20 protein-coding genes are annotated in these 23761 nt (G+C 60.8%); 11 read left to right on the plus strand and 9 right to left on the minus strand.

All coding sequences use genetic code 11. The features are described from left to right. Positions 1-141: 141 nt before the first annotated feature. From R2R70_RS12110 to R2R70_RS12125, 4 genes are all read left to right on the plus strand, one after another. Positions 142-1500, plus strand: a complete 1359-nt coding sequence (locus R2R70_RS12110) for an ammonium transporter (protein ID WP_107335007.1) — start codon at positions 142-144, stop codon at positions 1498-1500. Positions 1501-1622: 122 nt separating this feature from the next. Next, positions 1623-1790 (plus strand): hypothetical protein, encoded by a 168-nt coding sequence (locus tag R2R70_RS12115; protein ID WP_153635554.1) that lies wholly within the window; start codon positions 1623-1625, stop codon positions 1788-1790. A 203-nt stretch (positions 1791-1993) separates the two neighbouring features. Beyond that, a complete protein-coding gene (locus R2R70_RS12120; RefSeq protein ID WP_410978123.1) occupies positions 1994-2926 on the plus strand; it encodes a phosphodiesterase in 933 nt (310 codons plus the stop codon). After that, positions 2923-3579: an HAD family hydrolase gene (locus tag R2R70_RS12125; protein ID WP_107335005.1), complete on the plus strand. Its 657-nt coding sequence runs from the start codon at positions 2923-2925 to the stop codon at positions 3577-3579. The genes R2R70_RS12120 and R2R70_RS12125 overlap by 4 nt, the downstream gene beginning before the upstream one ends. A 210-nt stretch (positions 3580-3789) precedes the next feature. Here the strand turns inward: R2R70_RS12125 and R2R70_RS12130 are convergent, their stop codons facing one another. After that, the gene (locus R2R70_RS12130) at positions 3790-5199 is read right to left on the minus strand and encodes an NAD(P)-binding domain-containing protein (protein ID WP_107335004.1); all 1410 of its coding nucleotides are present in this window, start codon (positions 5197-5199) and stop codon (positions 3790-3792) included. A 941-nt stretch (positions 5200-6140) separates the two neighbouring features. On the opposite strand from R2R70_RS12130, the gene arfA reads away from it, so the two are divergent. Beyond that, complete coding sequence (arfA, locus tag R2R70_RS12135; protein WP_410978124.1) at positions 6141-6320, plus strand: alternative ribosome rescue factor ArfA; 180 nt, start codon at positions 6141-6143, stop codon at positions 6318-6320. A gap of 116 nt (positions 6321-6436) precedes the next feature. On the opposite strand, the gene R2R70_RS12140 is transcribed toward arfA, so the two are convergent. Further along, positions 6437-7636 (minus strand): oxidoreductase, encoded by a 1200-nt coding sequence (locus R2R70_RS12140; RefSeq protein ID WP_410978125.1) that lies wholly within the window; start codon positions 7634-7636, stop codon positions 6437-6439. Between the two features lie 167 nt (positions 7637-7803). Here R2R70_RS12140 and R2R70_RS12145 point away from each other — a divergent pair, with 167 nt between their 5' ends. Both R2R70_RS12145 and R2R70_RS12150 read left to right on the plus strand, forming a co-directional pair. Next, complete coding sequence (locus R2R70_RS12145) at positions 7804-8682, plus strand: LysR family transcriptional regulator (protein ID WP_410978126.1); 879 nt, start codon at positions 7804-7806, stop codon at positions 8680-8682. Between the two features lie 111 nt (positions 8683-8793). Next, positions 8794-9537: an NYN domain-containing protein gene (locus R2R70_RS12150; protein ID WP_410978127.1), complete on the plus strand. Its 744-nt coding sequence runs from the start codon at positions 8794-8796 to the stop codon at positions 9535-9537. 57 nt (positions 9538-9594) lie between these two features. On the opposite strand, the gene R2R70_RS12155 is transcribed toward R2R70_RS12150, so the two are convergent. The 3 genes from R2R70_RS12155 to R2R70_RS12165 form a co-directional block, all read right to left on the minus strand. After that, positions 9595-9837: a YdcH family protein gene (locus tag R2R70_RS12155; protein WP_410978128.1), complete on the minus strand. Its 243-nt coding sequence runs from the start codon at positions 9835-9837 to the stop codon at positions 9595-9597. A gap of 118 nt (positions 9838-9955) precedes the next feature. Further along, positions 9956-10801, minus strand: coding sequence for an enoyl-CoA hydratase/isomerase family protein (locus tag R2R70_RS12160; RefSeq protein WP_410978129.1), 846 nt, complete (start codon positions 10799-10801; stop codon positions 9956-9958). 251 nt (positions 10802-11052) lie between these two features. Beyond that, positions 11053-12240: a CNNM domain-containing protein gene (locus R2R70_RS12165; protein WP_410978130.1), complete on the minus strand. Its 1188-nt coding sequence runs from the start codon at positions 12238-12240 to the stop codon at positions 11053-11055. Positions 12241-12676: 436 nt separating this feature from the next. Here R2R70_RS12165 and R2R70_RS12170 point away from each other — a divergent pair, with 436 nt between their 5' ends. Then, positions 12677-13708, plus strand: a complete 1032-nt coding sequence (locus R2R70_RS12170; RefSeq protein WP_410978131.1) for a helix-turn-helix transcriptional regulator — start codon at positions 12677-12679, stop codon at positions 13706-13708. Positions 13709-13833: 125 nt separating this feature from the next. Here the strand turns inward: R2R70_RS12170 and R2R70_RS12175 are convergent, their stop codons facing one another. The 3 genes from R2R70_RS12175 to R2R70_RS12185 all read right to left on the minus strand — a co-directional run bounded on the left by R2R70_RS12175 (position 13834) and on the right by R2R70_RS12185 (position 18422). Beyond that, on the minus strand, positions 13834-15813 hold the full coding sequence (locus R2R70_RS12175) for a tripartite tricarboxylate transporter permease (RefSeq protein WP_043332191.1): 1980 nt from the start codon (positions 15811-15813) through the stop codon (positions 13834-13836). Positions 15814-15989: 176 nt separating this feature from the next. After that, entirely contained in the window at positions 15990-17123 is a 1134-nt protein-coding gene (locus tag R2R70_RS12180; RefSeq protein ID WP_410978132.1) for a tricarboxylate transporter, read from the minus strand. A 183-nt stretch (positions 17124-17306) separates the two neighbouring features. After that, the gene (locus R2R70_RS12185) at positions 17307-18422 is read right to left on the minus strand and encodes a 4-oxalomesaconate tautomerase (protein ID WP_216060986.1); all 1116 of its coding nucleotides are present in this window, start codon (positions 18420-18422) and stop codon (positions 17307-17309) included. Between the two features lie 134 nt (positions 18423-18556). On the opposite strand from R2R70_RS12185, the gene R2R70_RS12190 reads away from it, so the two are divergent. After that, positions 18557-19447, plus strand: coding sequence for a LysR family transcriptional regulator (locus tag R2R70_RS12190; RefSeq protein ID WP_043332186.1), 891 nt, complete (start codon positions 18557-18559; stop codon positions 19445-19447). Between the two features lie 262 nt (positions 19448-19709). Next, complete coding sequence (locus R2R70_RS12195) at positions 19710-21551, plus strand: dipeptidase (protein ID WP_410978133.1); 1842 nt, start codon at positions 19710-19712, stop codon at positions 21549-21551. 241 nt (positions 21552-21792) lie between these two features. Here R2R70_RS12195 and R2R70_RS12200 read toward each other — a convergent pair whose 3' ends face one another. Continuing rightward, positions 21793-23241, minus strand: a complete 1449-nt coding sequence (locus R2R70_RS12200; RefSeq protein WP_410978134.1) for an amidase — start codon at positions 23239-23241, stop codon at positions 21793-21795. A gap of 218 nt (positions 23242-23459) precedes the next feature. On the opposite strand from R2R70_RS12200, the gene R2R70_RS12205 reads away from it, so the two are divergent. Beyond that, complete coding sequence (locus R2R70_RS12205; RefSeq protein WP_131431876.1) at positions 23460-23648, plus strand: DUF3008 family protein; 189 nt, start codon at positions 23460-23462, stop codon at positions 23646-23648. Positions 23649-23761 lie beyond the last annotated feature (113 nt).

Genomic DNA, 23761 nt, shown 5'->3' on the forward strand with positions numbered 1-23761 from the left:
GGTGGCCAATGAGGGTCATCTGGCATGTCGCTTGCTTTATCCAGCAGGTCCCCTTGAAAAACAACAACAACCCCCGGACGGGCAGTGCCGCTTGCACAGTGAGGCGCGCTGATCCACAGGCTCCGGTAAAGGAGAAAGACGATGGATGAAAAGACGTTGCAAAGCATATTGGATATGCATCAGGCGATGAACATCGAGGTGTTCTATTGGTGGTGTACCGCCATCATGTTCCTGATCCATGCAGGCTTTCTGGCCTATGAGATCGGTGCCTCGCGCTCCAAGAATGCCTTGGCATCCGGCATGAAGAACGTGCTGACGCTGGCCTCGATCATCCCCGCCTTCTACTTCGTGGGCTGGTGGATCTACAACGCCTTCCCCAACGGGCTGATCCCCATCGAGGCGTCCGCCGCTCTGCCGTGGAGCGCGAGCATGCGTCCGGACGCCGATGACATGGGCACCGGCATCTTCTTCGCCGCCTTTGCCCTGTTCGGCGCGACTACCGGCTCCATCCTTTCGGGGGCGGTGATCGAACGAATCCGCCTGGGGGCCTTCCTGATTCTGGCGGTGATTCTCGGTGCCGGTGTCTGGATCATGGCGGGCGCCTGGGGCTGGCATCCGGATGGCTGGATGCTGCACAAGCTGGGCTACCACGATGTCGGCGCCGCCGGTGTGGTGCATGCCGTGGCCGGCTTCTTCGCGCTGGGCGTGCTGCTCAATCTGGGCGCGCGCATCGGCAAGTACAGTGACGATGGCAAGCCGCAGGTGATCGCGCCACACAACATGCCGATGACCCTGATCGGCCTGATGCTGATCATCGTCGGTTTCTTCGGCTTCCTCGGCGGCTGCATCATCTTCAACACCGGTGACATCGGCTGGACCACCATCTACGGCAATCGCACCAACCTTTCTGCCTTCGCCTTCAATACCCTGATGGGCTTCGGTGGCGGCGTGATCGGTGCCTATCTGTCCTCGCGTGACCCCTTCTGGACCATGTCCGGTGCGCTGGGCGGCATCATCACCGTCGCGGCGGGGCTGGATCTCTACAACCCGGGGCTGGCCTTCGTGCTGGCGGTCACCGGCGGCGCCCTGATGCCGAAGATCGGCGCACTGCTCGAGAAGCGTGGCCTGGATGACTCCGTCGGCGCCTTCGCGGTGCATGGCTTCTGCGGCTTCTACGGCGTGGTACTGGTGGGTATCTTCGCGGCCGGCTTCCCGAATGTCGGCGAAGGCGTGCCGGACGTCTCCTTCACCGGCCAGCTGACCGGCGCGGTGGTGATGGCACTGACGGGCTTCATTCCGGGCTGGGGCGTGGCCTATCTGCTCAAGAAGTTCAACCTGCTGCGCGTGCCGCCGCATGTCGAAGTGCTGGGGCTGGACCTGTTCGAAGTCCCGGCCAAGGCCTACCCGGAAAGCCTGTCCTCCGAGACGAGCTCCAGCGTGCCGGCACGTTCCGGTGGGGTGGTCGCGGCGCCGATGGACAAGCGTCCTGACATCAGCTGAGTCCCGGCGCACATCCTGAAGGGGCCGGTCTGTCGAGATGATGTCGAGATAAGCGCTGACTGGCCCCGTTATTGCAGTACTGGTAGACCCAACCGATATCCGCTTTCGCAAGGAGTCTTGCAATGGAAACTGTCGATACTGTGGTACATGCTGGCAACTACGCCTTCTTCTTCAGCAACTCTGGTGCCGTGGCGGTGTGCCTGCTGGTAGCCGCTGGCGTCTGCATTGCGCTGAGCGCCAATATCCTGCGCCACGAGAAAGCGTCCTTCGAGAGCAAGAAGACGCCGTGACCTTGAGGTGAGCACGCGGTGCTCGCCAACGGTGCTTGTCAACGACATATCAAACGCCGCAGCGCTCAGCGCTGCGGCGTTTGATATGTGCCATACACCCGATTGGCTTTGCGCGAAGGAGTGTGGCGTGCGTCACGCAGTCGTCACCTGAGAGCTTGATAATGGCGGCCCCTCAAGGTGGCACTCATGGAACGCGCGATAGCATGAAACTGATTCATCTGACCGACACCCATCTGGTCGCTCCTGACAAGCGACTTTACGGGCTGGATCCACGTGCACGGCTGGCGGCTGCCGTCGCCGATATCAATCTGCACCACGGCGATGCTCAGGGCGTGATCATCAGCGGTGACCTGACCGATCGCGGTGAGCCGGCCGCCTTCCAGGCACTTCGTGAGGTACTGGAAGAACTGTCGATGCCGTATTTCCTCGGCATGGGCAATCACGATGCGCGTGAGGCTCTGCAGGCCGCCTTCCCGGAGCTGCCCTGTGATGACGGAGGCTTCGTGCAGTATGCGCATGCCTTCGGCCCTGACGCCGATGATTGCGTGCTGATGATGCTCGATTCGGCTGTCGCGGGGGAGCATGGCGGTCTGCTGTGTGAGTCCCGCCTGGCGTGGCTGGATGCCTGTCTGGCGGCGCATCACGATCGCCGTATTCTGCTGGCGCTGCATCATCCGCCCATGGCCCTCGGCATCCGCTATATGGACGACATCCGCTTGCAGAATTCACAGGCGCTGCATGACGTGATCCAGCGGCATGGCAACGTCGAGCACTTGCTGTTCGGGCATGTGCATCGTCCGGCCAGCGGTGTCTGGCGAGGGCTCTCGTTCTCAACCCTGCCGGGCGTCAATCATCAGGTCGGGCTGGATCTGGTCTCCGCGGCGGATTGTCTCGCGGGCAGTCATGAGCCGCCGGCCTATGGCGTGCTGATGATAGGCGAGGAGCAGATCGTCAATCACCTGCACCTCTACATGGATGACAGCCGCCGCTATTTCTTCCACGACGCGCTCGAGGCCGCCCAGTCGCTGGAGGCGCTCGATGAATTGATCGCTCTGCAGCGCGATGAGCGGATTCCGACTCGCGAGCGCGAGCCGTTGAGCAATACCTTGCAGGCAGCTGAGGCAGCAAAAGAATGAACAAGGCGTTATATGTCTTTGATTTTGATGGTGTGATTGCCGACAGCCTGACACTGTGCCTCAAGGCCTGTGCACATGCGGCGCGTCTGGAAGGGCGGACGATCGTGCTGGAACGCGATAGCTGGGAGTCGCTGGACAACGTGACCTTCGAGGAGATGGCGCGTGTGCAGGGTTTCACGGGCGAGGCCGTCGCGCGGTTTGCCGCGCATGTCTTTGCCTACACCCGTCAGGCGCAGCCGCCGGCGGTCTTCACCGGCATGCGCGAGGCCTTGTCGGCACTCGCCGAACAGGGCGATGTCATGGTGCTGTCGGCCAATCACAGCGAGATGATTCGTGCCACGCTCGCCGCCGCCGGCCTGTCGGATTACGTGTCACAGGTGCTGGGCGGTGAGATCGCGGGCAGCAAGGGGGCCAAGCTGGCGCGCCTGTTGGCAGCGCCGCAAGTGGCGGTGGAGCGCAGCTGGATGGTGGGCGACGCCGTCAGCGACATTCGCGCCGCGCACGAGGCAGGGTGTCGTGCCGCTGCCGTCAGCTGGGGATGGCAGAGCCCCGAGCGGCTGGCCAGCATGGCACCGGAGCGGGTCATCGCGCAGCCGCAGGCGCTGATATCACTTTGCGATCTGCCAAGCAGCGACAGTCGCGAAGCGGTATAGAGCCTCAGCAGGGCCTGCCGCAAGTTTCAGGCCTTTGCGCACGCTTGCTCTGATTCACTCATGCACGTGTGAGCTGTTGCACGTGTGAATTGATAGAACGATGCCGCCGAGTCGTGTCACGACTCGGCGGCATCGTTGCATCGTGGATCAGGATGCTCGTCGTCTCAGGCGGCTTGCTCGTTCAGACGGCTGCTGACTGAGAAGACCTGATCAGGCCTCGTCAGTCGCGAGCTGCGCGGCGGTGGCTGTCTCGCCGCCTGCTTGTCTGGCGCTCTTGTCGGGCTGCGCCAGGAAGGCTTCCAGCGAATCATCCATTGCGTCGAGCCAGGGCGTGTGATGGCGCGGGGCCATGGTGCCGGTCATCAGCGAGCGGTAGGAGTAGTCACGGAAGGTCATGATGTTCTCGTGCTTGTGGTGCTCCCACTCGAGGAAGGTGCGATTGACGCCGTCGATATCGAAGCTCGGATAATCCGTCTCCGAAATCAGTGACTTCACGTAATCGCCCTGGAAGAGGATCATTGATTCATCGCTGTCCAGAGTCTCTTCCCTGTCACGCCATGCCTGACTATCCGCCTGCATCGCCTCGCGGCTGGGCAGCGCGATCTCACCGAGAATCACGTCACGCACCCACCATGCCTGGGCATCGAACATGTTGAAGGTGTACCACTGGTCCTGCATGCCGAGGTAGAACATGCGCGGATTCTCTTCCCAGGCAGCGCCCTTGTAGAGACCGAGCGGCCACATGCGATTGCCCGTCTTGAGGCGCAGTGGCTCATCCAGGAAGGGGAAGTGGTGGAGGTAGCCGGTACACAGGATGATGGCATCGATCTTCTTGCTGCTGCCATCGCGGAAATAGGCCGTGTCGCGGTCCACCTTCAGCAACAGAGGCTTCTCTTCCCAGTTGTCCGGCCAGACAAAGCCCATCGGGGCGGTGCGATAGCTGGTGGTGATGCTGCGAGCGCCATACTTGTAGCACTGTGAACCGATATCTTCGGCAGAGTAGCTGCTGCCGATCAATAGTAGGTCCTTGCCCTTGAATTCCAGCGCGTCGCGGAAGTCATGAGCGTGCAGGATACGGCCATTGAACTGCGAGAATCCCGGGAATTCGGGCACGTTGGGGGTCGAGAAGTGACCCGATGCCACGATGACGTGATCAAACTGCTCCTGAACGACCGCATCGGCCTGCAGGTCATGGACACTGACGGTGAACTGCTCGCGGGTGTCGTCAAAGCTGACGTGGCGCACCGGGCAGTTGAAGCGGATGTACTTGCGCACGCCTGCCTTCTCGACCCGACCCTTAATGTAGTCGAAGACCACCGCACGTGGCGGGTACGAGGCGATGGGATGGCCGAAGTGCTCCTCGAAGGAATAATCCGCGAACTCCAGACATTCCTTGGGGCCGTTGGACCACAGGTAGCGGTACATGCTGCCGTGGACGGGCTCACCATTCTGATCGAGACCGGTGCGCCAGCTGTAATTCCACAGGCCCCCCCAGTCACTCTGTTTTTCATAACAGACTATTTCGGGAATATCGATACCCTTGTCAGCGGCAGATTGAAAGGCGCGCAGCTGTGCCAGGCCACTCGGCCCTGCGCCAATGATCGCAATGCGTTTTGTCATGGGTATTTCCTGTTGAGACTGTAATGAGACGTCATGTTCCGTGAACCCCGAGTTGCGGGATCTCGTGTTGACCAGGTGCTTTTTCCTATGTAGTGGAGCGCGATAATAATGAGCGTTATCCAGCGCTTGGGTGGCCTGGAAAGGTAAGGAATCCAGTTGACTGGCCACCTGACATTTCGCTGAACCTGAACACGGAAGCCGTATTTTTCTTGCCTTTAGAGCAATCTACGGCTCGCGGAACGTGAGGCATCCTCGCAGAAATGATGCGCCATCTCAAATGTGAGGCATTGATTCTGAGTGTATGAAGTGTACACGATCACGAGGGTGTTTAGACTTTAGTGGTAAGATTATTTCGGGTTGTGTCACTTTGGAAAGGTCAGGCGCAAGGATGCGATTTATCGGCTCATGGCTTGGGTGTTTTTCTTGTAAGCTGTTGATTTGTGTGTATATTTTTGAGGTTATGCCGGTGGTTTGCCATGGCGTTATCTGGCTTGTTTTCCATGTGGAAAGAAAAGAAGATTGCCGTGTTGCAATGTCGATTCGAAGGTGGATAATTTTCTGCCTATTCAAGGCATGCTGAGTCAAGCGGGTGAAGGGCTGAAATGATCTATTGGTCAAGCAGGCGGGTGCTGGTAATTTTGAGATTTTGCGTAAATAAGGGTGTGAGGAGGATGGAAAATAGGTGTCACAGTAGTGAGTGGTGTGTGAATGGAGAAAGAACAGGGGGCAGGAGGGAAAAGGGCGCCAGATTATCGAATGATCCTCGCTGGAGGATTTTCTGGAGGTTTTCCTATAGGAACTGCTGGGCTATTTGCAGAACTATTCGCGGGGCTATTCACTCGGCAGAGGCGGCGACGAGGGGGGAAGCGGAGGTTGATCACTCTGCATGCCGAAAGGGCGTATACTGGACCGGTGATAGAGAAGCCACAGGAGAAGACACCATGACTCACAAGCGCAAGGTGCAGGACAACGCGCTCAAGGCGGTGGTGCGTACCCCGATGTTCAAGCAACGCGTGGTAAAAGCGCGCAAGGGCAAGGGCAGCTATCAGCGCCAGGGCAAGTCGCAGGGAAACAGGGGCGGCAGTGAAGCGCCTTCAGTCAGTGTGCACAACGCTGCCTGAAGACGCTTCCTTGGTGCGGTTTCCCACGACCTGACTTGCATCACCGCAAGGGGCTGAAACATGAACGCCGCAGCGTCAGCGCTGCGGCGTTCTGCGTCTGTCCTACTGAAAGCGACTCAGTTCGAGAAGTGCGCATTCCAGGTCTCGGCGCGTGCGGCGTCGCGGGCTTCATAGTCGGCCAGCACCGTCTCCAGTTCGCCCAGTGATTCATGCTCACGATCCTCGCCCAGCTGGGTCAGGCGCAGGGTATACCAGGCTGTCACCCCGCCTTCAGGCGGCGCGCTGAAACGCGGGAATTCTGGTGCGGGGCATTCGCCGGCCTGCCAGAGGGCGGGCAGTGACGGGTGCAGCGCCAGTGGGCGGGCCAGGCCGACAAGGTCGACGGCGCCCTGTGCCACGGCGTCTTCGGCCTGCGCGAGTGTCTTGAAGCCGCCGGTTGCCATCAGGGGCAGGGTCGTTACCTCGCGTGCACGCTTGGCGAATTCGACGAAGTAGGGGCCGCTGGCACTGGCATCCGACGCCGAGCTCGCGCCGGGGAAGTAGGTGCCGCCACTGATATCGATCAGATCGATGGGCAACTCATCGAGCGCTGCTATCACCTGCAGCGCTTCGGCCTCCTCGAAACCGCCTTGCAGTTGGTCGCTGGAGTTGAGCTTCACCAGTACCGGGTAGTCGTGGCCTACGGCCTCACGCACGGCAATGATCACCTCACGCATCAGGCGCATGCGGTTGTCGAGGCTGCCGCCGTAGTCATCCGTGCGCTGATTGAAGAGGGGAGACAGAAACTGGCTGAGCAGGAAACCGTGTGCCGCATGTACCTGTACCCCGCCAAACCCGGCTTCACGCGCCAGGCGAGCCGTCGTTGCCATGGCGGCAGGCAATGCCTTGATGGCCGCCAGACTCATGGCCTCGCAACGTAGCCCGGGAATATCCAGGGCACTGGGGCCGTGCGCCGTGCTGGTCGGTGGGTAGGCCATCGCACCGGCGTGGCCGAGCTGCAGCCAGAGGTCTGCACCGTGCTGTTGACCGCGCTGGGCCAGTTGCGTGAAGGCCGCGAGATCGGATTGCGCGTTGAGCACCAGATTGCCCGGTTTCTCGGCATGGTGGTGGTCAGGCTGTACCTCACCGACCAGCGACGCCGCCACGCCACCCTCTGCCCAGCGCTCGTAAAGGCGCAGCTGTGCCTCACTGGGATGCCCCGTGCCATCGCCGAGAGAATCCGACATCGCAGCCTTGACGATTCGGTTGGCGAGCACCCGGCCGCTTGGCAACGTGAAAGGGGTAAACAGGGCGGAGGCTATCGGCTGGTCTGTCATGGTGGCGATGTCTCTCTTGGTGCGCGTTAAGTAAAAGATGTGGCAAGGGATATGCCGAGCAATGTGGCACTGAATCTGTCATTTCAGGAACTGATGACAGGGTGACATGCCTTGCGGACGGTGATAATCCGTTGTGCGCGCACAGTATCCGTGAGCAAATGGAACATATGAAAACGCATACGGACCTCGACATCTTTCACGCCGTCGTCGACGCCGGCACCTTCACCGGGGCGGCGCGCCAGCTTGGCATTACCCACTCCGCGATCAGCAAGCGCATCGCGCAGCTGGAACAGCGCCTTGGTGCCCAGCTGTTGATTCGCTCCACTCGGCAGATGCGCTTGAGTGAAGCAGGGCAGCTCTATGCCCTGGAGACGCGCGAGTTGCAGGAGCGCCTGCGCAATGTCGAACAGGAGATCGCCGAAGGCAGCGGCGCGCTCAGGGGGCGCATTCGCCTCTCGTGTTCCAATGCCTTGGGCAAGCTGCAGGTTATGCCGCTGCTGTTGCGCTTCATGGAGCGCTATCCCGAGGTGATCGTGGACCTGACGCTGTCGGACGCGGTGGTCGACCTGGTCCATGAAGGAATGGATCTGGCGATACGCAGCACCGCACAGCCCGAGCTCGGCCTGATCGCCAGGCGGTTGGCCACCAACCATCGCGTCATCTGTGCATCACCGGACTATCTGGCAAGCCACGGCACGCCGCGCTCAGTGCCGGAGCTGGCGGAGCATGTCAGCCTGATCCTGAATCTCCCCGGCGGCTTCAATGCCTGGGGGCTCAAGTCACTGCCCGACATGCGTTGCGGCTTCCTCTCCAATTCCCTGGAAACCCTGCACGCCGCCTGTCTGGGCAGTCGCGGCATTGCCTGTCTGCCGCACTACCTGATCGCCGATGACCTGGCTTCTGGACGCTTGATCCCGCTGCTGGAAGACATACGTGGGGACGGCGCAGATACCAGCATCTACATCGTACGCCCGGAGACGCAGATTCTTCCTCGGCGAGTGAGGGTACTGATGGATGCCTTGATAGAGGGATTTGAAACCGGCTAGGAGGCGTTTGCCAAGGGTATGACTTGTCTGGTGATCATCAGGGTCATTACATGACATATTATCTCCAGGAGAGATAACAGGATTTCAGTGACGTACATCATGGAGCGATACATGTCACAGATAGGACGCAATAGATTGGCGGTACTTATTGATGCTGACAATGCGCAGGCTGCTATCTGCGAAGCGCTGCTGGCAGAGATTTCAAAGCTGGGGGTCAGCACCATCAAGCGGGCTTACGGAGACTGGACGACGCCGAATCTTGCGCCCTGGAAAGAGCATCTTCTGCGTCATGCCATTCATCCGGTTCAGCAGTTCAGCTATACCCAAGGCAAGAATGCAACTGACTCTGCGTTGATCATCGATGCCATGGACTTGCTGTACTCGGGGAACGTGGAGGGGTTCTGCCTCATCTCTTCGGACAGCGACTTTACGCGCCTGGCGGCTCGTTTGAGAGAGAGCGGCATGCTGGTATATGGCTTCGGTGAAGACAAGACACCTCAGCCATTCATGTCTGCCTGTGACAAGTTCATCTACAGCGAAGGACTGCGCAAGGTTGCTGAGATGCCTCAGGAGAACGATCGAGAAAAAGAGGCCCGTGTCCTTAAAACGCAGATTTTGACAGCCGTCAAAGCATACAAGCAACAAGACGGATGGACGCCCCTGACCTTGGTTGGCAATCATATCTACAAGAGTATGCCGCAGCTTGAACTACGTAACCACGGTGCTGCCAAGTTAGGTATTCTTGTCAATAAGCTGGATTATCTCGAAGTTGATAGACGCCCAACAAAAGGTGGTATCGTTCACTTTTTTGTAAGGAAAAAGTCTAGCGCATCATCGCAACAAAAAGCTGGATGATGCCAGAGGGCTAGCCGCCGAGAGTGGTTTAAATAGCCCCCCCGATTCAATGTTAACTCATTCAGCCGCCATCATTCGCTCGTACAGACCATCCTTGAGCAGGCTGCGCTGGTGCTTGAGTTGGTGCATGGAGTCATCGCCGATCGGCGATTCATCGACTTCCAGGGCGTGAATCTCGATATCGATACGGGTATAGGCTTCCGCGATGCGGGCAAACTCTTCATTGCCATTGATCAGGCGCAGAATGAGTTTACGTTGCTGAGGGAAGTCGTTGCACAGGGAGTGGTCATCGATATGCATGGTGTGGCTCCGAAATAGGGTGGGAGAATCCAAAAAGAGAAAGGGGGGGAGAATCCAAAAAGAGGGAGTGTTGCCACTCCCCTAAAGGGCATCCTTGCTTACGTTGCAGGACGTATTCTCAAACGATGGACTGGACGTCGATCACGATCTGGTCCCAGTTGCGCTGGGCGGTCATGTCGTTTTCGACATCGCTGTCATAGGCATTCTGGAAGCGCTTGATGGCGGCGGTCTGGCTGGTGGCCTGATAGAGCCAATAGGCCTCTTCCTTCAAGGCGTCTTCGATGGGCTTGTCGATGGAGGTATAGACGGCCTGTTTGCAGGCGTTGATGGCGGCTGATGGCCACAAGGAGATTCGCTCGGCCAGCGAGTCGACGAAGGGGCCGATCTCCTGCGGGTCCAGCGCACGATTGATGGTGCCGTATTCGGCGGCCTGATCGGCATCGAAGTCCTTGGCGCTGAGGATGATTTCCAGCGCTCGGCCAAGACCTGCCTGACGTGCCATGCGTGAGGCACCACCCCCGCAGGGCAGAATGCCCATCGCGACTTCCATCTGCATGAAACGGGCCTTGCCACGTGCGGCGAAGCGCATGTCACAGGCCAGGGCAAATTCGTGACCACCGCCGCGGGCAAAACCTTCAATCTTGGCGATGGTCGCCTGGGGCAGGCGGCTTACGCGCTCGAGGACCACCTGCAGGTCCAGCAGCTTGACCTCACCCTGGTGGACCGCATGAGTCGACATGTCCTTGAGGAAGTCCACGTCGGCATGGGCGACAAAGATCTCCGGATGGGCTGACTGGAAGACCACCACCTTGGTGTCGCTGTCACGCTCGAGCTTCTGCGACAGCATGGTCAGGTCGGCCAGCATGGGAATGTCCTGAATATTGACCGGCGGATAATCGAAGGTCACATACAGAATGGCGCCTTTCTGTTCAGTGCGGAACGTCGTAAATTTCTTGTATATCATTATGTTATCTCGGTTCGTTCGCTGTCCGTCGTGTGTGATTAACGTTAGCACCGAGTCCGGAGATTGATTACCGAGAGATTGGAAGAAAGAAATTATTCGATTGATTGAGAGTAGGGGTTCGCAAGAGGAATCAACGGGTTATCAGGCGGTATCAACAGCCGCCAATAAAAAAGTCCCGCGATAGTCGTATCTGGCAACGACTTTCACGGGACTTTTGCCTGCGAGCGGGTCACAAGCGTGGAGGGACGAGCCTAGCCCTTGCTGTCATCGGCGCTCTTGGCAGGCCCTTTGGCAGAGTTATTGGCAGAGCCCGCATCTTGCTCGGTTTGCTCGTAGACGGGTAAAGCACCTTCACCAGAGCCAGCTTCATCACCCGGGACAGCACCTTTACCAGCAGCCGTTGCAGCGGCAGGCTGGGTGCTTGAGGTGTTGGCACCGATACGCTTGGTCCAGCGCTGGCGGGCAAAGCGACGCAGATTGGCCACGTTGTCCGTCTCGTCGATGATGTCCTCGCCCAGGATCGTCTCCATCACGTCTTCCAGCGTAATGACACCCAGCCAGTTGCCGAGGTTGTCGTAGACCACGCACAGATGCTGGCGTTCGCGCTGCATGAGCCCAAAGGCATGTTCGACGTTGTCTTCGGCATGCAGCTCGCTGATCGGGCGCATCAGGTCCTTGAGCGGCGTGGTGGGCTCTGCCTGATGGGCATCGGCCCGATGGATCATGCCCAGCGTTCGCTCATCGTCGGTCATCACCGGGTAGCGGCTGAAGGGCCAGACCGTCAGCTGGTCATTGAATTCGGCCACGCTCATCTCGGGACTGACCGTCTGGCAGACAGGGCGCGGCGTCAGCACGTCACGCACCTTCATCTCATGCAGATTGAGGATGTTGGTGATGACGCGCTGTTCATCATTTTCCAGGGCTTTCTTGTCGAGCCCCATCTGGGCCAACGCCTTGATCTCGCCACGCACATCGATGTCATGGGCATCCTTGCCGATGCGCGAGGTGATCAACTCCGACAGCCAGATCAGCGGCTTGAGCGCGATGACCATGGCATTGAGCACGCCGGGCAGCATCGGCGACAGCTGACGCCAGTAGGTGGCACCGATGGTCTTGGGGATGATTTCCGAGGCCACCAGGATCAGCAGCGTCATCACCGCCGAGGCCACGCCGACCCAGGCTTCCCCGAAGACGACCGATACCTGCGCGCCCACCCCCGTGGCACCGACGGTATGCGCGATGGTGTTGAGCGTCAGGATGGCGGCCAGCGGCTTGTCGATATTGTCCTTGAGCTTGGCCAGTGCGGCGTGGCGCTTGGGGTGCTGGTCTCTCAGGCTTGCCACATAGCTGGGAGAGAGCGACAGCAGCGCCGCCTCGAGCACGGAGCAGATGAATGAGATGCCAATCGCGATGGCAGCAAACAGGATCAACAGAAACATGAGGCGTGCTCCTTGGGGGAAAGGCATCCATTAGTGACATAAGGCGCAGCACTGTCAAACCCGTGAATTCTCGCAGAGTTTTCAGCCTGCTGGCCAAGCTTGCCAGCCTGTGCCGCAAAGTGCCGTTGACTCGAGGGATGCAAGAGGGCCGCAAGAGGGCTGCAAAAGAGAACAGGGCTTTACATGAGACAAGATGCAATACTTATATGATAATGAGATTGTTTTGCTTTCGATAATCATTGTATTTTGTGGTCGCCAGCCGTATTCGCAAGCCGCGGCCTGGCATGGCCGCTGAGTGGCACCGTGCGTCCCTTCAGCCGTCAGTGCGACCCGCAGCAGGCGGTAGGCCTTTACCAGGATTCACATTGCAGGGATTTGCAGCGACATGTCACAGCCGCTTGGAGACATAGCCGACAGTTGGATTACACGCCGCGTCATGGCCCCACCTCAACAGCGCCCTTCATCGCTCAGCGAGCGGCGAGGCTGGCAAGCAGCGAAATATCCGCATTGCGAGGGGCAGGTGCATGACCTGCATCCCTGGCGGGATGCGCATCTGACGCTGTGTGATCTTGAGGTGTCACGCGCCTATCACGGCCAGCATCAGTTTCATGAGGGCCTCTATCTCTGCCTGGTGCTGGAAGGGCGACTGACGCTATCAGGTGTGGACGGCGCGGGGATCGACTTGTCCGCGGGGCAAGGGGGGATATTTCGCCCGGCGAGAACGCAGTCTGCGCCGCCGACGCTTGAGAGCTATCACCCTCAAGGCCGCCTGCGCTGTATCAGCTTGCATCTGGAGGGTGAGGCCAGCCAGTCCCTGCAGGTGCGGCGGGGGCTGGCGAACTGGGATGCATTGCCGTGCGCGCGTCAGTCCAGCCCGCTGGGCTGGACGCCGGGGCGCTGGCTTCATCAGCAACTGGATGAACGTGTCAGAGCCCCTGATGGTGAGGGCCCACGAGGAGAGTGCGAGACGCCAGCGATTACCGCCTGCGACGGGGAGATGCTGGAATGGCAGGGGATCGCGTTGCAGTTGTTGGGGGCGGCACTCAAGCCCCGCGCTGGTGAGGCACAGGAGGTGCCGACGTTCTCCGCAGCTCCTGCCCCCCCTGCATCGCCATTAGCGTCCCCATCGCGCCCCCACGGCGCCTGTCGACATCTGGAGGCGGTGCGCCAGCGTCTTGCCGCCGTACCGCATGGCGCACACTCATTGGAGGAGCTGGCGCGGCTGGCCTGCATGAGCCCCTCCGGCTTGCGCCACAAGTTTCGCCAGGCCTTCGGGCAGTCACTGGGCAGTTATCAGCGTGAATGTCGCATGCGGTGTGCCGAGCAGGCTCTGCGGCGCGGGGTGAGCATTCAGCAGGTGGCGCATCAGGTGGGGTATGCCCATGCCTGCAACTTCGCCACGGCCTACCGGCGTCATTTCGGGGTGTCGCCACAGGTGGCACGAGCCAGGTTTCATCGCGTCGACTGAGCCGTGATGGCGGCGAGTACCTGACATTGGGCTTGGGGTTGTCACAATACGCAAGCGGGCACCCAATGGGTGCCCGCTTGCGTATGTCGTACTCGAGAGTTGAGTGCTGGTGATGCCCGCTGGCCTTACAGGAAGGGAATCATCGGCAGCACCACGTCATCCAGCAGACCCGTCGGGTAGTGCAGATTCATCGCCGCCTGCATGCCGAGCAGGAAGACTGCCACGCCCAGCGCGAAGAGCCCTGCGAACAGCGGCGACTTGCGTGCGATGGTGAGCTGGAAGCCCAGGCAGAACAGCACGGCGGTGGAGACGAAGCCCAGCAGCGCACTGACGCCGATCAGCACGAAGAAGCCAAGTACCACACCCACTGCCTTGAAGGCCGGTTGCTTGACACGAATCATGCCGCGACGCCAGCCGTTGAAGACCACGGCGATCACCGAGAGCAGCGTGATGAAGGCGGCTAGCGTCGGGAAGGCCTTGCCCAGCGGCATCAGGTCCCTGACGTCGTAGAGCGCCCACAGGGCGGCTGCGCCCATCATCAACAGCAGCAGGAAGTCGACGCCGCCGAAGCCACGCGATTCCAGGACATCCTCTTCCGGCGACGGCGCAGTCTCGACCACTTCATGGGTCTGGCGGCGACGCATGATCGCCTTGCGGATCACCGGCAGGAAGAAGGCCAGCAGGATCAGGCCGAGGATGATCAGCACGCCCGGACGCAGGAAGGCTTCGGCGCCGTGGAACTGCATGCTCTGGTAGAAGTAGTTCTCGGCACCCGGTGCCAGCACGAAGCCGATCAGGAAGGCCGGACGCGACCAGCCAGCACTCTTGAACAGCACACCGATCATGCCGATCATGCCCAGCGCGGCCCAGTCACCCAGCGAGCGGCTGGCCTGATAGGCAGCGAACAGGATCAGCACGGTGATGGCAGGGGCCAGAATGGCGAAGGGTACACGCGTCAGCTGCGCGACCGGACGCGCCAGCATCAGACACAGGCCCGCGCCCAGAATATTGGCCAGCGCCAGTGACCAGATGATGGTGTAGGTCATGTCCAGATTGGTGGTGATCATCGACACGCCGGGTTCCAGACCCAGCAGCAACAGCCCGCCCAGGAAGACCGCCGCCGTGCCGGAGCCTGGCACCCCGAACAGCAGTGTCGGCACCATGGCACCGCAGGCGCAGGCATTGTTGGCGGATTCCGGCGCGATGACGCCGCGGATGTCGCCCTTGCCGAACTGGCTCGGGTCCTTGGCGGTCTTGACCGCGAAGCCGTAGGTGATCCAGTCGACCACGGAACCCGCCAGACCCGGAATGGTCCCGATCAGGCTGCCGATACCGGCACAGCGCGCGACCAGCCACTTGTTCTTGACCACATCCTTGATGCCGGCAGACCAGCCTTTGCCCAGGTCGGTGTTGCCGTTCTTGGCGATACTGCCACGTCCCAGCAGCAGCTCGACGATTTCCGGCAGGGCGAAGATGCCCAGACCCAGCACGATCAGCGGCACGCCGTCGTACAGGTAGTCGATATCCAGGTTCATGCGGTACTCGCCGGTCGCCGGTGCGGCGCCGATGGCACCGACCAGCAGGCCGAGGCCGCAGGCAGCGGTGCCCTTGAACAGGTTCTTGCCGGACAACACCGCCACCATCGTCAGGCCCAGCAAGGTCAACACGAACAATTCGGCTGACGAGAAGGCCAGTACGAGGGGACGTGCGACGAGGATGAAGCCGGTCAGGATGATGGCACCGATCACGCCACCACACAGGGAAGACAGGAAGGCACTGGTCAGCGCGCGGGCTGCCTGGCCCTTCTTGGCCAGCGGGAAGCCATCCAGCACCGTGGCTTGCGACGCGCTGGAACCGGGAATGCCCATCAGGACAGAGGCGAAGGTATCGCCGGTAGGAATGACCGCGACCATGCCCATCAGCATGCCCAGGGCGTAACCCGGGTCCAGACCATAGAGGAAGGGCAGCAGCAGGGCCATGCCGGCGATGCCGCCCAGGCCGGGAATGATACCGACCAGCAGGCCGACGAAGATGCCGATCATCATGAACAGCAGATGCGTCAGCGTGAAGACGTGTCCAATGCTGGACAGGAGAGTGTCGATCATGGCGTTACTCAACCTCTTGTTCTTCTCTAGATGCTTCTCTAACACTCAGAGGCGGTGCCGGGGAGAGCATGGTGAGGCAGGGAGTGAAAGGCTCACGGGGCTGCTGGTCGGCAGCCCCGTGAGTGGGTCCCCATCACACCCGGGGGTTCAGACCGTTACGGGTGTGATTGCGCGCCTCAACGAGATTGCAGGCGGATATTGTGGCGTTCCATCAGCCAGTTCTTGACCCATTCGTGCTCGGCTTCGCTCAGCTGCATGGCTTCCTGAAGCTGGGTCGCGGCGGCCTTGCCGACCATCAGGCTATAGGGCCCGACCTTCTCGGCGGCCTCCTTGAGGAACTCGGGGTTCTTGGCCAGATCACGTGCGGCCTGGCGGTAAAGTTCCAGCAGTTCCGGGTCCACGTCCTTCGGCACCAGCAGCATCTTCTGCATGGCGTAACCGGAGGCGAAGAACTTGTGGAAGATCTGGTAGGCCTCGTCGTCACGTGAATGGCCTTCCTGGGCCAGATACAGTTCGGAGAAGGTCGGCAGGTCCGGGAAGGACGGATCGCGCTCGATATGGCCTTCGTCATCCATCACGCCAAGGCTGAACAGCGGTACGGCCTGGCCGGCGTCGACCAGCGGCGTGACGTTGCTCTTGTAGGCGGAGGTGGTCTGGAAGTCGAGGGCGACTTCGCCACGTTCGAAGGCCAGGCGGCCTTCACCACGGCTCTTCATGCCGAAGACCGGGTCGACCTGGAAGTCGAGCAGATCGAAGGCCATCAGTACCGGCATCTCGAGCCCGGTCGGGTTCTGGCCGGCGAACTTCACTTCCTGGGAGGCGAGGGCCTCGAGCGCACTGGCGCTGTCCTTGCCCAGCGAGCTTGAGGCGTAGACGACACCCCCTGTCGGTGCGGCGAAGATCGGCTCCCAGTCGGCATAGTCATAGCGCACGCGACGGTCGCGCAGCATGGCCGGATACTGGGTAGAGGCCGAGGTGACGACCATCTCGTCGCCGTCATCGCCGGCACGCTTGCTGAACAGGTTGACGCCGGTGATGGAACCACCGCCCGGGACGTTGTCGATGACGACAGCCGGGTTGCCCGGCAGGTCCTTGGTCACCCAGTTGGACATGAAGCGTGCCCAGACGTCCGTGCCGCCCCCGACACCGAACGGGACGGTCCAGGTCAGGGTATCGGGGACTTCCGCCGCGGCGTGAACGGCTGAGGACAGTGGCATCAGACCCATGACGGGCAGCATGAAGGCCAATGCGGTGGTGCGGGCATGACGCTTGAGGGTCTGGCGCTTGGGGGTAGACACGATGATGGACATGGTCTGACTCCTGATTATTGTTGGAATGCGTTGTCGATCAGTGATGCGCTATCTGCATGGCGGCGCAGTCAGGCTATTTCGTTTAGCGAAAATTCATTGTAAATCAATATACTGCAGTACCAGCTCGTTGCCTGTCGACGATGTCTCCGCGTCTGGCGCTTGCCAGCGCGGTCGTCTGGCGTGTCATGCACGCCCAGGCATTTCCACCGAGTCGGGGAGGTTCAAGAACACCTCGCCACTCATGATCTTGCGTGCCGTGCGCAGCAGAGACACGCGGCTGGGGGTCATCGGGTCGGCATTGGCATGCTCGACCTCGACATCCAGAAATCCGGCGGGATGTTCCAGATGGACGTTTGCCGCCAGGCTATCCGGTGCCAGAGTGCCGGCCGCGAGTGCCACACGATTGGCCAGGGTGCCCGGGATACTGGTCGCAACGGCCAGCGTGATGGCACCCGTGACGGCCAGGGCGCCATGGCAGCGATGCGGCACGAAGTAACGGGCACATAGAGTGCCGTCCTGGGTGCGCGGGGCGGAGAGAATCACCGGCTTGGGCAGCACCGAGCCGCTGACGTCGCCCATGCCCATCAATTCTCCCGCCTTGAGGCGAATCTGCTCGAGACGTGCCATCGCCTCGCGGTTGGCATCCATCTCGGCCGGCGCTTCGTTGCCCACCCAGCCCAGACTTGCCGCTTCGATCAGCACCACCGGCGTGGCGGAGTCGAGGCAGGTCACCTCGACGCCATCAATCACGTCGATGACCTGGCCGCTGGGCAGCATCTTGCCGGTCTTGGCGCCCACCGCGCCGAGGAAGCCCAGCTTGATGGCGCTGCCGGCGCCGGGCACGCCACTGATGCGCGTGTCACCCTGGTAGGCCACCGCGCCGCCGGGCGTCGGCACCTGGCTGTCGATCAGCGTGCGGGTGTTGAGGTTGTGAATCCGCAGACGCGTCAGGTCGCCCTGCGGCGCAATCATGCCGGTCTCGATGGCGTAGGGGCCGACGGCGGCCAGCATGTTGCCGCAGTTGGGCGAGAAGTCGACCTTGTCGCCTTCTACGTCGACCTGAGCGAACAGGTAATCGACATCAGCTTCAGGATGACTGGGCGGCCCGACGAGGGCGACCTTGCTGGTCAACGAATTGCCGCCGCCCAGGCCATCGATCTGCAGTACGTGGCCGGAGCCCATGACCTGACGCAGAACTTCGCGTCGGCCTTCGTCATCGGCGGGGAGGTGATCCAGACGCAGGAAGGGGCCCCGAGAGGTACCGCCACGTAGGATCATGCAAGGAAGTGAATGCATCATGTTGGAACGCGCTCCTGTCTGTTTGCGCCTTCGTGAAGCATCACAGCCGATGATCTATGCATCAAATGCAAATAAAACCTATACTGTCATCATTGTGCGCATTAATCCGAAAACTGAAACAATAAGGTAGTTGCATGCATAGATTGGAGTTTCTGGATCTGTCGGCGTTCGTCGAGGTCGCCGAGAATCATTCCTTCAATGAGGCGGCAGAACGGCTGCATATTTCGCAGCCGGCGTTGTCGCGCCGCATCCAGAAACTGGAGGAAATTCTGGGCGCCAAGGTGCTCGAGCGCACCACGCGAAGAAGTCGTTTGACGCCCGTTGGGCGTGATTTTCTGCCCAAAGCCCGCAAGTTGCTCGAAGATTATGAGTCGTCTCTGGTCGGCGTTCGCGAGCTTGCCACCCACCGCAAGGGGGTGCTGACCATCGCCTGCCTGCCCACGGCAGCCTTCTACTTCCTGCCCAGCGTGGTGCGCGAATTCAATACTGCCTATCCCGGTATCCGGATTCGCATCCTGGATGTCAGTGCCAATGAAGGGGTCGAAAGGGTGGTTTCGGGGGAGGCAGACTTTGGTATCAATATGGTCAGTGCCCACCATCCGGCGGTGGATTTCACCTCCATCTATCGTGATCCCTTCGTGCTGGCCCTGCGTCGAGACCATCCTCTTGCACAGAAACAGCGCGTGGAATGGAGCGACCTGGACGATGTGCGCCTGATCACGGTCTCGCGTGACAGCGGCAACCGCATTCTGCTCGACAACACCCTGCTGTCTGCCGGCCTGCATCTGGATGGCTTCTACGAGGTACAGCACCTTTCGACGTCACTGGGTCTGGTCGAGAGCGGGCTGGGCGTCGCCATCCTGCCGTCGATGGCCATGCCGGGGCCGGAACACGAGGTGCTGTGTCAGCGTGAACTGCCCGAACCGCGCATTGACCGGACCATTGGCCTGCTGCGGCGGCGCGGTGAGTCCCTGTCGCCGATCGCGGAACTGTTCATCGAGATTCTGCTCAAGCGCTGGAACTGAGTCGCTCGTCTGGGGCGAAGAGGGGCAAGGCCATAATGGAGAGCAGAGTGGCAGGCACCTCTCGCCAGGGTTGGCGTGGCGTGGCCTAGTACATAAGATGGTTGTGTATAAGACATTCATGTTTCACGGCAAGGCCGATGAAACCGTCTTGATGTCGCGTGGTCGGCTGCCGCCGGGCGTCGGTGAGGGTCTTCTCCTCATCCATTGTCTCTGCGGCCATTGACGACGTGGCGTCTTGCCTAACACAAGGACGTACATGCCCATGAGTACCCACACAGCCACTCACGCTACCTCTCGTCAGACGGCCCTCGCGCTGGGTCTGGCACTCGGGCTCGGCAGCGCACTGCCTGTCAGCGCAGACGAGCCGATGGCAGCCGATGATACGGGCAAGCGCGCACCGCAGGGCGAACATACGCTCAAGCGTGCCCAGCTGGTCAGCTTGATCGAACAGGGCCGGCAGGAGCTGGCGCCGGACTTCAATGGCTTTCTGACCCAGGTGGCCGAACGCAATTCCCAGGACACGGCCGTCAGGGCTGCCATCGAGCAGTATCAGGCCGGTGAGACGCTGGAAGGTGACGCCTTCGTCAACATCTATCGGCTGCTGGGGGTCTACAACCGTCTGCAGTACGGCGATGATGTCCAGGCGCTGCTCAAGGAAATGGTCGCGATCCCGACCGCCAAGGTGGGGGAGAAGCCGCAATTCGAGAACCCGGAAATCGCGCGCTTCGGTGAGTTGATCAAGGCGCGCGCCGAGGCGTTCGGCCTGACATTCCGTAACGTCGACAATCGCGTCTTCGAGGTTGAGCTTGAGGGAACTGGCGATGACGTGTTCGGCATTCTGACCCACGGCGATGTGGTACCGGCAGGCGAGGAGGGCTGGACACTCGACGACGGCACCCATCTCGACCCGTTCGCGATGACCGAGATCGACGGCAAGCTCTACGGGCGCGGCACCGAAGATGACAAGGCCTCTATCGCCGCAGCGCTGTATGCCATGAAGTCGCTCAAGGAGAATGAGGTGCCGCTCAAGCGCACCATTCGCCTGATGATCGAGACCACGGAAGAGACCGGCGGTGATGGCTTCGAGTACTACAAGGCCAGAAATGACCTGCCGGAATACAACATCGTGCTCGATAGCGGTTATCCGGCGATCACGGCCGAGAATGGTTTCGGCACCATCGATGCGCGCTTCCCCTTGACGCCCAAGGCGGGCGAGGCGTCATCTGATCAGGCAGTCGATGCTCTGCCGACGATCACCGACTTCAAGGGCGGCCTGGCGACCAACCAGATTCCGGAGCGCTCCACCGCCACGCTGCACGCGGCTGACGCAGCGGGCGCCAAGGCGCTCAGCCACAAGCTTGAAACGCTCGGCAGCCGCTACGTCAAGGAGCATGGCCAGGACTTCAGCGTCGCCAGTGAGGTGGAAGGTGAAGAGGTCAGCGTGACGGTGACCGGCAAGTCGGCCCACTCCTCGGCGCCGGCCAACGGCGTCAATCCTGTCACACGGCTGGCGGGCCTGCTCGCCACCTCCGGCATCGATTTCCATGACAATGCCTATGAAGATGCCATCCATTACCTGAACGACAACTACGGGCTGGACTATCACGGCAAGCAGCTGGGCATCGCGTATTCCCATGATTTCATGGGGCCGCTCAAGGTGACGCCGACCTTCTTCGCCAAGGAGGACGATGCGCTGCGGGTCGCGGTCAATGTGCGTGCGCCTGCCGGCGAGAAATCACCTGAGGAATTGAGCCAGACGATTCAGGACAAGCTGAGCGCCTATGCCAGCGAGCAGGGCATGGACATGACGCTGAATGTCGAGATTCGCGACTGGATGCTGCGTGATCCCAGCGGTGCCTGGCTGCAGACGCTGCTCAATATCTTCGGGGATACCACCGGCATGGAGGCCGAGCCGCGCTCCTCCGCGGGCAGCACGACCGCCAAGTTGTTGCCCAATGCGATCAACTTCGGCCCGTCCATGCCGGGCGAGACCTATACCGGGCATACCTCCGAGGAGTTCAAGCGGGTCGATAACCTGATGCTCGACATCCAGATGTTCACCGAGATGATGGCGCGCATCGGCAATCAGGATTCGCTCAAGTAACCGGGGCGGCTCACGGGGCCGCGTTCATGTGAATCGCCTTTTGCAGGGCGTATTGAAATAGCCCTGTGAAATAGCCCCTTTGATAGCTTGTTGAAATAGTTCTCGGAAATAGTTCCTGTAAATAGCCTGTTGCCTGGATGACAGGCATCACGGCCAACGCCCGCCACCGCCCTGATGAAGGGGCAGTGGCGGGCGTTGTCGCATGTGAAGGTCGCCGGTCAGCCAGTGCGACCGAGCGGCCTCATCTCGGACGGTAGGGCTCGACGGAATGCGCGGTAGGGTAGGCATCCATATAGGCAGCGGCTGCCCGCAGCAGTCGCACATCATCGTGCTTGCCGCCTGCCAGCTGAAAGCCGACGGGCAGCCCCTGAGACGTGAAGCCACAGGGCACTGACGCCGCAGGTTGGCCGCTCAGATTGAAGGGATAGGAGAACGGTGCCCATTCCTCCCAGTCATGCATCTGGCTATCCGGGGGTACCTGATGATTCAGGGCGAAGGGGGTGACGGCGACGCTGGGTGTCAGCAACAGGTGGAAATCCTGATTGAATTGCTCCAGCGCCTGGGTGATCCGGTAGCGCTCCTCAAGCGCCTTGAAGAGATCCAGCGACGACCATTCGCGTGCACACATGGCATTCTCGACCAGCCCGGGATCGAGCTGTTCGCGCTGCTGGACATCGCAGTCATCCCAGAGCCCCAGCGAGGCGGTGAACCAGATCTTGCGAAACGTCTCGAGGCTTGTCGCGACCGGGGGATCGACCGCCACGATGTCCGCGCCAAGGTTCGCCAGACGCTGTGCGGCGCGCTCCACCAGGCTTGCGATCTCGGGGTCGACCTCGACAGACCCGAAACATGGCGAGTAGGCGATGCGCAGTCCTGCCAGCGACTTGCCGATATCAGCGCCCCAATCCTCGGGTTGGCCGCGGTTGGCGTATGGGTCCCGGGCATCGTGACGGCCGATGACATTGAGCATGGCGGCGGCGTCACGGGGGCTGCGGGTCATGGGCCCGATACTGGACAGGAAGGCAGCCTTGGAGGGTGGCCACTGCGGTGTCCAGCCAAAGGTGGGCTTGAAGCCGAAGATGCCACTGAAGGCGGCAGGAATACGGATCGACCCACCGGAATCACCGCCTTGATGCAGCACGCCCAGATTGAGGGCGGCGGCGGTAGCCGCGCCACCGGAAGAGCCACCGGGTGTCAGTTCGGTATTCCAGGCATTGCTGGTGGTGCCATGCACGAGGTTATCGGTGACGGCCTTCCATCCGAACTCGGGGGTGTTGGTCTTGCCCAGTAGAATCGCGCCTGCCTCACGCAAGCGCCTGACCGGCGGCGCATCCTGCTGGCATGGCGTAGCCGGTGTGATCAGGGAGCCTGCTCTCGCTGGCATGCCGGCAACATCCGTCAGGCCTTTCAGTGAGGTAGGAATGCCATCGAGCGGACTCAATGGCTTGCCGGCCTGCCAGCGCTGCGTGGATTCACGCGCCTCCTTCAGCGCCGTGTCATGCGCGACATGCACATAGGCATTGACGAGCGGGTTGAGCCGCTCGATACGATCGAGCACCGCTCGGGTCACCTGTAGCGGGTCGAACTCACCGCGTTGATACCCGCGTGCCAGTTGCTCGGCGTCCAGCGCCGTCAGGTCATCCTTGGCAGTATGGGGCGAAAGATGTTGAGGAAATTCGACGTCACGCATGGCGGCTCTCCTGCTGCTGGATGGCGATATTATTGTTGAGGATAGTCATCTGTCTCTCCTGCATGGCCTTGGGTCAGAGAGGGGAAACTCAAGGCATCGCGAGGCTTGAAAAGGGCGAAGGAGGGCCGCATGGCCTATGGGGAGTGACAGCAAGCGGCATGGTCGAGCTCATGGCAGCCGACCATGGTTCACGATATTCGCCCAGAGGGAGGATAATCATGCCAGCCAAGTCCAAGGCACAGCAGATGGCAGCCGGGGCAGCACTGTCAGCACGTCGTGGCGAGCAGAAGGTCAGCGAACTGGATGGGGCCGCCCGCTCGATGTATGACTCCATGAGTGAGGAGGAGCTCGAGAAGATGGCCTCGACACCACGTGAAGACAAGCCGCGACACGACAATCAGAGCTGAGCCCTGCGGGATGCCCATTGCGGCTTCCTGACGCGATAGCTGAAACGACAAGGCGCCTGGCAATTGATTGCCAGGCCTTGTCGTAGATGCATGTCGTTGGTGCGTGTCGTGGC

This window comes from Cobetia sp. SIMBA_158 (genome assembly GCF_046566945.1).
Lineage (GTDB): Bacteria > Pseudomonadota > Gammaproteobacteria > Pseudomonadales > Halomonadaceae > Cobetia > Cobetia amphilecti.